This window comes from Variovorax sp. YR566, from assembly GCF_051992195.1.
Taxonomy (GTDB): Bacteria; Pseudomonadota; Gammaproteobacteria; order Burkholderiales; family Burkholderiaceae_C; genus Variovorax.
In genome coordinates, this window is the sequence record NZ_CP197092.1 from 917,756 (window position 1) to 928,118 (window position 10,363).

Genomic DNA, 10,363 nt, shown 5'->3' on the forward strand with positions numbered 1-10,363 from the left:
AAGCTGCCGGGCATGGGGGATTTTGCGCATCGGCGGCTGCCGGAGGCGTTTCGTGCCGTGTGGGATCAATGGCTGCAGCGGGGCATGGCCCGGCTGCGGGATCGGCATGCGGATTGGACTGAGCGATACCTCGAAGCGCCTATCTGGTGCTTTGCGCTGGGGCGGCAGGTGGCGGGGGAGCAGGCGTGGATCGGGGTGCTGATGCCATCGGTTGATGGGGTGGGGCGGTACTTTCCGTTTGCCCTGGCTATGGAGCTTGATCGGTCCGTTTCCGGGCAACTGCAGGGGGAGGTGCTGGCTATGGCGTTGCAGTGGTGGGCTCATGCTACGCAGGCTGCGCTGGAAGGGCTTGATGGGGATCTGGATGCGCTGCGGTTTGATGCGGTGTTGCATCGGCTGTTTGTTGATGGCGCTTCTGCTGACGGACGTGAGAGTAGTGTCGATTCGCTGGAATTGCCGCTGGCGGGGGCGTCGCTTTGGCTGAGTGATCCTGCTGCTGAGCATGGGGTTCGGATGCTCTGTACTGGGTTGCCTCGGGATGAGCAGTTTGAAGCCCTGTTCTTCGGGTTTGCGGAGGAGGGGTGAGATGAAGGCCTCTTCTCGTTTGTTTTTCCGGGGCCGGGTCTCGCCCCGGCAGGTGACCTACTTTTCTTTGCTTCGCCAAAGAAAAGTAGGGGCGAGACCCGGCCCCGGAAAGCAAACCCTCAGCACACACAAAGAAGGAGCCAGTCAATGACCGACTCCAACGACGACCGCACCCGCGTAGTCCCCAAGCCTGGTCAGCCGACAACAACAACCGGCGACACGGCCGCGACCGTAATCACCGCAGGCGCTACCCCAGTCACCAGCCCCGCCACGGGAACCACCGACGCCGGCCTGCTCCCAGTAGGCAGCCGCCTGGCCGAATTCGAAGTCACAAGAGTCATAGGCCAAGGCGGCTTCGGCGTCGTCTACGAGGCGTGGGACCACACGCTGGAACGCGTAGTAGCAATCAAGGAATACCTCCCCACGTCACTGTCGACAAGACAGAACGACGGCACAGTAGTCCCCCTGTCCGAACGCCACAGAGAAACCTTCGACCTGGGCATGCGCAGCTTCATCAACGAAGCCCGCCTGCTCGCCCAGTTCGACCACCCGTCGCTCCTGAAGGTCTACCGCTTCTGGCAAGAAAAAGGCACCACCTACATGGTCATGCCTTTCTACAGAGGCGACACGCTGAGAGAAGCATTGGTAGCCATCCCCGCAGGCGTAGACGAGTCCTGGCTGATCCGCATCATGGACGGCGTGACACAAGCGCTCGCGGTGATGCACAACGCCAACTGCTACCACCGCGACATCGCGCCCGACAACATCATCCTGCTCGAAGGCTCGGGCCGCCCGGTGGTGCTCGACTTCGGCGCCGCGCGCCGTGTGATCACCGACAAGACCCAGGCGATCACCGTCATCCTCAAGCCCGGCTATGCCCCCATCGAGCAGTACGCCGAGATGCCCGACATGTCGCAGGGCGCGTGGACCGATGTGTATGCGCTCGCGGCCGTGATGCACGTGGCGGTGTGCGGTCGCGCGCCGCCGCCTTCGGTGGCGCGGCTGCTGTCCGACAGCTATGTGCCGCTTGCGGGCAACGAGATCCTGCGTCAGCGCTACAGCCTGCGGTTGCTGGAGGCGATCGATGCGGGCCTCGGCGTGCGGCCCGAGCAGCGGCCGCAGTCGATGGCCGAGCTGCGCGCCGCGCTCGATCTCGAAGTGGGGCACAGCATCGCGCCGACGCCGCGCACGCAGCCGCCTTCGGGTGCGCGCAGCGGCAACAGCAGCAATGCCGACGCCGCGACAGTCATCGCGAGCGGAAAGAGCAAGGCAGGTGGCAAGGCACCGGCGCCCGCGCCCGCTCCCACCAGCGCCGGGGGCAAGAGCAACAAGACCGTTGCCGCACTCGTATCGGTCGCCGTGCTTGCAGCCGCGGCCGGTGGCGGCTGGTGGTGGTTCCAGGGCCGCACCGGCGGCAACACGAACACCGATGACAAGAAGGTCGTCACCACCACGCCGGCCCCGCCACCCGACACAAAGATCGCAGAGGCTCCCCCAGCACCGCCGCCACCACCACCGCCCCCTCCGGCACCGCGCACGCCCGCCGAATCGCTGCAATCTCTCGCAACCGGCGCCGCGCCCGGCTTCGAGGTGACGGCCACGCCGAAGAAGGCGGAAGTCGCCATCGGCAAGGACCGCCTTGCCTTCGAGGTGCGCAGCAAGCGCGAAGGTTTTGTCTACGTGTTCCTGCTGTCCAGCGGCGGCGAGATGTTCCTGCTGTTCCCGAACCTGCTCGACAAGTACAACAAGATCACCGCGGGCGGTTCGCTTTCTCTGCCGCGCGCCTCGTGGCCGATGGACGCGGGCGGCCCGGCCGGCACCGACCAGTTCGCGGTGCTGGTGAGCGAGCACGAGCGCGACTTCAGTGCCGCCGGCGTGCAGAACGACGGCGTGTTCCCGGTGTTCCCGCTGCCGGTGCTGGCCGCGCTCGAAGCCACGCGCGGTACCGGCCCCTCGCCGTTGCTGGGCAAACCCGTGTGCGCACCCGGCGCCCCGTGCAACGACGTCTATGGCGTCGGGAATTTCAAAATCGTCGAGAAGTAATCGTCTGTAGAGCGATGGCCCCTCGGGTCGCCACTTTCCGGACAAGGAGACTTTCATGACCACTTCGCAAGCACTGCAGCAACAACAGCAGCTGCAACAGCGCCTCAACTACGTGCTCCAGTGGGCCGCTACTGCAGCCGTTGTTGCCGTCATCGCCTCGCTGGCGGGCTGCACCGCGCCGCCGCCGGCCGCCACGGGCACCGGCGCGGCCACGACCGACACCGCCGGCACGAGCAGCAGCGCCTCGCGCCCGCCGCCGACCGGCGCCAGCGTGGCAGGCCAGGCGCGCACCTTCTCGACCCAGCTCGCCACCTACACCTCGGTGGGCTTCGACTCGGTGCCGGGCTGGTCGCGCGACGACTTCTCCGAAAGCTGGCCCGCCTTTCTCGGCAGCTGCAAGGTGCTGACCGGGCGCGGCGCCGAATGGAAAGAGGTGTGCGACCGCGCGCTGAAGGTCGACGGCAAGAACAACAACGCCATCCGGGGCTTCTTCGAAGGCGAGTTCTCGGCCTACCAGATTCGCGACGACGATCGCAAGCCCGACGGCGTGGTCACCGGCTACTTCGAGCCCGAGATCGCCGGCGCCCGCCAGTACGGCGCGCCTTTCATCTACCCCGTGTACGGCCAGCCCGACGACATGCTGTTCGCCGACGCGCGCAAGCTGCCCGCCGGCAACGGCACGGTGGCGGCCCGCGTGGAAGGGCGCAACGTGGTGGTGCAGACTGGCCTCAGCACGCGCGACATGGGCGCGCCGGGCCTCTATGCGCTCGACCTCTCGGCCATCTCGCGCGACACGCTCGACCGCAAGGTGCGCCTGCGGGTCGAGGGCAAGCAGCTGCTGCCGTACTACACGCGCGAAGAAATCGAGACCAAGGGCGCGCCCAACGCCAAGGTGCTGGCCTTCGTGAGCAGCGCCACCGCGCTGTACGAAATGCAGATCCAGGGCTCGGGGCGCATCAAGCTGGCCAACGGCGACATCGTGCGCGTCGCCTACGCCGAGCAGAACGGCCAGCCCTTCCGCCCGACGCTGGCGCAGGCCGCCAACGGCAAGCCGCGCAGCCCGGTGAAGGTGCGCGGCTCGTCCATCGAATTGCAGCTTGACGACGGCGATGACGACGACGTCGGCGCGGTCGACAGCGGCACCATCCGCACGCGCGGCTTCACGCTCGCGCGGCCCGTTGCCAGCGGCCCGGTCGTGGTGCCGGGGCGGCGCGCGGCCGGCGCGGTGGCCGGCTCGGGCATCAAGGACCCGAGCTATGTGTTCTTCAAGGAATCGACCTCGCCCGTGGGCGGACCGGTGGGCGCCTTCGGCGTGCCGCTGTCGGCGGGGCGCTCGATTGCCGTCGATCCGCGCAGCACGCCGCTGGGCTACCCGGTGTTCGTGTCGACGCGCACGCCCGGCAGCGGCGCGCCCATGCAGCGCCTGACGATCGCGCAGGACACCGGCGGCGCCATCCGCGGCGCGGTGCGGGCCGACTATTTCTTCGGCAACGGCCAGCAGGCCGCGACCAACGCGCGCCGCATGAAGGAGCGTGGCCAGCTGTGGATATTGCTGCCGCGCGGCCTGGCCGTTGCGCAGGCCGCGGTGTCGTCGGCCATCCGCACGCGCGGCGGGCCGGTGGGCGCGAACCTGCCGCAGTGCCTGGTGCCTTCGGAGGGCAGCTGCGTCGACGACTGATCGATCGGGCGCCTTGACTCCTCATGCAGGAAACCCTTTCGTCCGCGGAAAGCAGTGAGCTCGTCCGCCTCTGGCGGCGCAGGCAGACGCTGTCTCCGAACGACATGGGCGCCATGTACCGCATCGTGGGCGATGCGCTGGTGGCCTGCAATCCGCCCGAGCTGCAGGTGCTGGGCGAGGGCCGCCAGGAGCTGGTGGCGCAGTTCATCTATGTGAAGGTGTTGCGGCTCGATGCCGACCCGGACGAAGCCGACGAGCGCGCGAGCCACAGCGCGCCTTCCACCGCCTTTGCCCTGTGCGCGTACTTCCGCCGCTATCTCATCGACTGCACGCGCGCCAGCTCCTTCCGCCGCAAGCTCTCCATCGGCGACCAGATCACCGAGGCGCAGCTCGAAGACGAGATCGGCGCGGGCGAAGACCTCGACGGCTGCCTGGCCGAGCACGGCCTGAGTGCGCAGGCCGTGCAACTGGCCGCGCGCGCCTTCATCGCCGAACTGCCCGAGCCCGAGCGCCTGCTGCTGTGCGAGGGCTTCGGCAAGGAGGCCGAGGGCGGGCTTTCGGGCATCGCCTCGCGCCACGCCATTGCTTCCTATCACTACCGCGCGGGCCGGCTCGGCCTCGTGCACAAGCGCGAGGGGTTGACCGCGGACTACGCCAAAACCCGGATCGGCGGCTGGCTCCAGCAGACGCTGGGCATCGCCATCGAGCCCGACAACATGGCGGCGATCCTGCAGGTTTTCAAAATCCTCGGTGCTGAAGCGTCTTATGCCTGAAGACATAGCCATTCAGGAACAGACGCCATGACCCACGACCTCTGGCCCCCGCTCAGCGTGATCCGCCACGCGTTGGAAACCGGCGCCGCCGTGCCCGACGATGCGCCGGACAGCGCACCCGGCACGGCCACCGTGGCCATGCCGGGCACGTCCCCTCCAACGGGCGCAGCATCGGTCCCGGCCGCCGCCGCATCCGACCTGCTGCTGCCTCTTGTCGAATTGGCCCGGCGCCGCGAGGCTGTCGCCCAGCGCGCCTTTCCGGCCCGCTGGGCGCCGGGCCGCCTTGTCAGCGTGGTGCACGAAGGGCGGCTGCTCGGCGTGCTGCTCGACCGCTGCATCCAGGGCGATCTCTGGCAGGGCTGGATGGCCGCCGGCGAGGCCGACTGGGCGTCTGCCTTCGACGTGCTGCTGGAGCCTGACGACGAGCCCTTCGAGCCGATGTTCGGCGTGATCCAGGCCTGGAACGTGCTCACGCTGGCACCTACTCCGCAGCTTTGCGCGCGCGTGCTCGGCGAGGTTTCGGCCACGCGGCTCGCCGCGATCCGCGCGGTGCACGACGAGTGGGCCGCGCACGCATCGCTCGCCATTGCGCCGGAGCCGGGGCGCATCGCGTTGCGCGGCGTGGGCGGTGTGTTCTCGGTGCTGTCGGGCACGCCGCTCGGGCCTCAGGACCCGCGTGCCGATTACCAGGAGCTGTACCGCGACGTGGGCTTGCAGCTGGGGAAGGCGCTGACGCGGCCGCAGGGCGACGAGGCTTCTTCTTCTCCCGCTCCATCGCCTGCACGGCCGCAGCCCCGTCCCGAAGGCGGCTGGTGGGGCAGCATCCGCCGCTGGTTCGGCGCGGAAGGCTGGACGCGCCCGGCCTTCGCGGTGCTGGCGCTGTTCGTGGTGATCCAGAACGTCGGACTGCTCGGCGGCCGCGGTGCTCCCGAGGAAGATGAAGTGCGCTTCCGCGACGTGCCAGCCGCACCCGCGCCGGCGCGCGCCGACCTGGTGGTGCGCTGGAAAGCCGGCGTGCGCATGGACGAGGCCGACCGGCTGCTGCAATCGATATCGGCCGACGTGGTGGGCGGGCCGGGCGATCCGGGTGGCAATGGCGTATGGCGGCTGCGGGTGCCGGAGCCGGTGGATGCGCTGGCGGTGCTCGCGGCTTCGCCGCTGGTCGAGTCAGCCGGGCCGGCTGGGGAGCAGCGGCCATGACACGCGCCGCGGCCCTCGGGCATGCCGCCCGTCTGCACCTTCACCTGCGGCCCAAGGGGAAGGGCGTCACGCAATTGCGCTTTCTCCAGGTGCTGCTCGTGCTGTGGCTGCTCGCCTGCTGCACCTTGGCCTTCGCCACCCAGCGCGCCTTGCTCGTCGGCGTCTCCGAACTCGTCAACCAGCCGCAGGTGCTGTGGCTGCAGGCGCCTCGCAACGACGTGATGCTGATGCGCGACGCGCTGCTCAGGCAGGGCTTCGCGGCGCCCGACATCGCAGTGCTCGCCGACGGCGTGAGCGGCGCCGCGCTGCCAGAATCGCAAGCCATCCATGACGCGCTGGCCAGGCTGCTCGCGCAGTCGAAGAGCGGCGACTTCGTGCTGCTGTACTTCTCCGGCCACGGCACCCGCCTGCGCGACATCGCCAAGCGCTACCAAGAGCCCGATGGGCTGTCGGAGAACTTCCTCGCGCGCGACGTGCGCGGCACACTCGGGAGCGACAACGTGCTCACCGGCGACCTGCGCGACGTCGACTTCGACGCGTGGATCCAGTCCTTCCTCGCGAAGAACGTGTTCGTCGCCTCGGTGTTCGACACCTGCTCGGCCAACTCCATGACGCGCGGCACGGCCGATGCACCCGCCACAGCCGAAGGCCCGCCCGACGACGAAGTGCGCTGGCGCGGCCTGCGCGTGACGCAACTGACCGGCGGCGCACCGCCCGCGCGACCGCAGACGCCACCCGTGCCGGCCGAAGCCGTGCCCCGCGCCCGCTACGTTGCCTTCTTCGCGTCCGAAAGCCACCAGATCACGCCCGAGCTGCGCCTGCCCCGCAAGGCGCGCAATGCCCGGCCACAGGGCCTGCTGACCTGGGCCGTGGTCGAGGCGCTGTCGCGCAAGCCCGCCACCTGGCGCGACCTGTTCGACGGCGTGCTCGCGCAGTACCCGCCGGTCATCGACGAGCTCGCGCAGCGTTTTCCCACGCGCGAGCTGCCGTCTCCGGTGGCCGAAGGCAACCTCGATGCGCCGCTGTTCGCCAACAGCGGCGCGCCCGCATCCACGCGCCCCGTATGGCGCGCGCAACGCAGCGGCGACAGCCTGGCCATCAAGGCCGGGTTGCTCGATGGCCTCGCGCAGCAGCAGGAGCTGCGCGTGCTCGCTACGCTCGAAGACGGCGCCGTGCGCAGCGCGCCTGCCACCGTGTCGCAGATCAAGCTCGGCGGCGCGTGGCTGGCCGTGCCAGCGGCGCTGAAGGATGTGTCGGGCGCTGCGTTCTGGAGCGTCACGCCGATGAGCGAGCCGGCCGCCACCGCCTTGCGCGTGCGCGCCGACAAGCCGCTGCCCGCCGGCCTCAGCCTCGACTACCCGGCTGCGATCCGCCCGGCCGACGATGCGGCCACCGCCGACGTGCGCTGGACCGACCTCGGCCCCTCGGGCCAGCGCCTCGAACTGCTCTCGCCGCTGTTCGGCGCCACTGTCTCCACCGTGGTGCTGCCCGACACCGCTGCGCTGCGCCGCCGCCTGCAGGCACTGGCGCAGCTCAAGTGGCTCGCGCAGCTGCAGGCCTACGGCAAGGACGGCCAGCTCGACGGCTTCGATGCCGCGCTCGAAGTGTGGAGCGCTGACCGCATGCTGCGCAGCACGCCCATCGTTCAAGTTCAGGCCCAAGCGGCGAACGCGCTGCCCTCGCTGCGCGCCGGCGAGCGCCTGCGCCTGAACGTGCGCAACACCAGCGGCCGTTCGCTCGACCTCGTCATCGCCGGCATCGACGCGCGCGGCAACCTGCAGTCGGTCTACCCCGACGAGCTCGTCGGCGAAACCAACCGCTTCAAGCGCGGCACGCCCGATCAGCCCTCGGTCAAGCGCTTCGACCTGCCGTGGCTCGATGCCGCCGGCGACGCGCGCCTGCTGGTCATGGCAGTGCCCGCCACGCCCTACAGCGCGCCGCGCCTGTTCGGCGTTGCCTATGCGCAGGCCGATGTGTCGGAAGTGCGCGTGCGCGGCGGCCAGCCGCCGGCGGAGGGCGGCGAGCGGCAGGTGTTCGCGGCCCTGCTGCGCAGGAGCGGCGGCGCCACGGATGGTGGCGGAGCCCGGCCATGACGGCGCGGTCCGAGGTCACGGTTTCTTTTCTTCGTTTCGATTTCCGGAGGTGATATGGCATTTCTAGACGACGGCTCCTGGAGCCCTGAAGACGCCCAGCGGTTCTACGAACTGATCGGCACCGGCTCGGCCGAAACCGACCTGGTCATGCTGATCGAGAACAAGGGTGCGCCAGTCGAAGGCGAACTCGATCGCCCCTTCGACGACGGCAAGGCGCGCATGAACATCGGGGGCTACTACTGGTCGGTGCAGGTGCCAGAGTCTTCCAGCCAGAACCAGGTCGTGCCCAACAACCTGATCGTTGCGCGTCGCAGCGACGCGGCCACCGCCACCATCGCCAGCCTGCTGCGCGCGCAGGAAAAAGACCTGAAGGTCGTCATCAGCGCCTTCAAGTCGGGCGGCGACGAGCGCTCGCCCGATGCGCAGTCGACCTTCGAGCTGGTGCTGGAGAACGCGCGCATCTGCCGGCTGGTGCTCAACTCCGGCGGCCACTGGGGCGTGCCCTCGGAGCTGATCTCCATCAGCTACCGCACGGTGAAGGTCAAGTCGGCACCGCAGAAGACCACCGGCTTGCGCGGCGCGGTGCGCGAATGCCAGTTCACCCGTGCCTGAGCCTCATCACCCCACCCAGGAGCCGCACACCATGACGACCGCCGCCGAATTCCTCAAGGCCGCCGATCCGGCCGCCGCCCTCAAGGCCCTGAGCGACGACGTGCGCGCCAAGCCTTCCGACAGCAAGCACCGCGTGTTCATGGCGCAGCTGCTGTGCGTGCTCGGGCAGTGGGAGCGCGCGCTCAACCAGCTCACGGTCGCAGCCGAACTCGACGCGCTGGCCGTGCCCATGAAACAGGTCTACGGCGAGGCCGTGCGCTGCGAGGGCCTGCGCGCCGAAGTGTTCGCCGGCACGCGCACGCCCATGATCTTCGGCCAACCCGACCAATGGCTGGCGCTGCTCATCGAGTCGCTGCTGCGCCAGGGCCGCGGCGAGAGCGAACTGGCCGAGGACCTGCGCCAGCGCGCCTTCGACGGCGCGCCCGCCATCAGCGGCACCATCGACGGCGCACCCTTCGAATGGCTGGCCGATGCCGACATGCGACTGGGCCCGGTGCTCGAAGCCTTCGTCAACGGCAAGTACTACTGGATTCCGTATGCGCGGCTCGCGCACATCAAGATCGATCCGCCCGAAGACCTGCGCGACTGCGTGTGGATGCCCGCGCACCTGCAGTTCGAGAACGGCGGTGAAACCCTTGCGCTGATTCCCACGCGCTACGAGGGCACAGAGAAGGTGGAAGACAGCGAGCTGCGTCTCGCGCGCAAGACCGAGTGGCGCGAGCTGCGCCCCGAAGTCTGGGTCGGCTACGGCCAGCGCGTGCTCGGCAGCGATGCGGGCGAGTACGCGCTGATGGACGTGCGCGAGATCCTGTTCACGCAGGCTGAGGACACCTCGGCGGGCGAAGCCGAAGAGGGCAGCGTCGATGGCTGAGCTCACCGCGCAGGAGCGGCTGCAGCCCTCGCTGCTCGATCGCCTTGTCGACAACGCGCCCGACGAAAAGCGCGAGGGCGACGAGAAGCGCACGCTGACCAAGCAGGCGCTGCGCCAGGCCGTGCTGCGCGACCTCGGCTGGCTGTTCAACGCCACCGGCTACGGCCTTTCGATGGACGACAAGCAATACCCGAATGCGGCGCGCTCGGTCATCAACTACGGATTGCCTATGCTGTCTGGCCAGTTCACCTCGTCGGTGCAGCGTGTCAGCATGGAACAGGCTTTGAAGAACGCAATCCTGCAGTTCGAGCCGCGCATTTTGTCCCGCACACTCGAAGTGGAACTCGTCATGGAAGGCCCGGCACTGGACTCCCACAACAGCATCGGCCTGCAGATACGCGGCATGCTGTGGGCACAGCCCGTGCCGCTGGAGTTCCTGATGCGAAGCCGCGTTGACCTGGAAGAAGGACGCATCGAGATAGTGGACATGGCGCAAAACCCAAGGTGA

The 10,363-nt window shown here is 68.9% G+C and carries 9 protein-coding genes; all 9 read left to right on the forward strand.

The window, feature by feature from the left end:
* The first annotated feature begins 12 nt into the window (after window positions 1-12).
* A complete protein-coding gene (tagF, locus tag ACTG4X_RS04255) occupies window positions 13-585 on the forward strand; it encodes a type VI secretion system-associated protein TagF (RefSeq protein ID WP_440534358.1) in 573 nt (190 codons plus the stop codon).
* Between the two features lie 147 nt (window positions 586-732).
* Window positions 733-2,628, forward strand: coding sequence for a serine/threonine-protein kinase (locus tag ACTG4X_RS04260; RefSeq protein ID WP_097200393.1), 1,896 nt, complete (start codon window positions 733-735; stop codon window positions 2,626-2,628).
* A gap of 55 nt (window positions 2,629-2,683) precedes the next feature.
* On the forward strand, window positions 2,684-4,306 hold the full coding sequence (gene mltA, locus ACTG4X_RS04265) for a murein transglycosylase A (protein WP_097200392.1): 1,623 nt from the start codon (window positions 2,684-2,686) through the stop codon (window positions 4,304-4,306).
* 23 nt (window positions 4,307-4,329) lie between these two features.
* Entirely contained in the window at window positions 4,330-5,079 is a 750-nt protein-coding gene (locus tag ACTG4X_RS04270) for a hypothetical protein (RefSeq protein WP_093077075.1), read from the forward strand.
* A gap of 27 nt (window positions 5,080-5,106) precedes the next feature.
* Window positions 5,107-6,279: a hypothetical protein gene (locus tag ACTG4X_RS04275; protein WP_097200391.1), complete on the forward strand. Its 1,173-nt coding sequence runs from the start codon at window positions 5,107-5,109 to the stop codon at window positions 6,277-6,279.
* Window positions 6,276-8,372 carry a caspase family protein gene (locus tag ACTG4X_RS04280; protein ID WP_440533285.1) on the forward strand — a complete coding sequence of 699 codons (2,097 nt, stop codon included), beginning with the start codon at window positions 6,276-6,278 and terminating at the stop codon, window positions 8,370-8,372. Before ACTG4X_RS04275 ends, ACTG4X_RS04280 begins: the two co-directional genes overlap by 4 nt.
* Before the next feature lie 54 nt (window positions 8,373-8,426).
* Window positions 8,427-8,984 (forward strand): type VI secretion system tube protein Hcp, encoded by a 558-nt coding sequence (locus ACTG4X_RS04285; protein WP_093058742.1) that lies wholly within the window; start codon window positions 8,427-8,429, stop codon window positions 8,982-8,984.
* A 31-nt stretch (window positions 8,985-9,015) separates the two neighbouring features.
* Window positions 9,016-9,855: a type VI secretion system accessory protein TagJ gene (locus ACTG4X_RS04290; protein ID WP_097200390.1), complete on the forward strand. Its 840-nt coding sequence runs from the start codon at window positions 9,016-9,018 to the stop codon at window positions 9,853-9,855.
* On the forward strand, window positions 9,848-10,363 hold the full coding sequence (gene tssE / locus ACTG4X_RS04295; protein ID WP_093058744.1) for a type VI secretion system baseplate subunit TssE: 516 nt from the start codon (window positions 9,848-9,850) through the stop codon (window positions 10,361-10,363). The genes ACTG4X_RS04290 and tssE overlap by 8 nt, the downstream gene beginning before the upstream one ends.

Excerpts from the sequence above, each read along its gene's own strand:
- tagF (WP_440534358.1), top strand. The coding sequence starts at position 13 with ATGGGGGATTTTGCGCATCGGCGGCTGCCGGAGGCGTTTCGTGCCGTG.
- ACTG4X_RS04260 (WP_097200393.1), top strand. The coding sequence starts at position 733 with ATGACCGACTCCAACGACGACCGCACCCGCGTAGTCCCCAAGCCTGGT.
- mltA (WP_097200392.1), top strand. The coding sequence starts at position 2,684 with ATGACCACTTCGCAAGCACTGCAGCAACAACAGCAGCTGCAACAGCGC.
- ACTG4X_RS04270 (WP_093077075.1), top strand. The coding sequence starts at position 4,330 with ATGCAGGAAACCCTTTCGTCCGCGGAAAGCAGTGAGCTCGTCCGCCTC.
- ACTG4X_RS04275 (WP_097200391.1), top strand. The coding sequence starts at position 5,107 with ATGACCCACGACCTCTGGCCCCCGCTCAGCGTGATCCGCCACGCGTTG.
- ACTG4X_RS04280 (WP_440533285.1), top strand. The coding sequence starts at position 6,276 with ATGACACGCGCCGCGGCCCTCGGGCATGCCGCCCGTCTGCACCTTCAC.
- ACTG4X_RS04285 (WP_093058742.1), top strand. The coding sequence starts at position 8,427 with ATGGCATTTCTAGACGACGGCTCCTGGAGCCCTGAAGACGCCCAGCGG.
- ACTG4X_RS04290 (WP_097200390.1), top strand. The coding sequence starts at position 9,016 with ATGACGACCGCCGCCGAATTCCTCAAGGCCGCCGATCCGGCCGCCGCC.
- tssE (WP_093058744.1), top strand. The coding sequence starts at position 9,848 with ATGGCTGAGCTCACCGCGCAGGAGCGGCTGCAGCCCTCGCTGCTCGAT.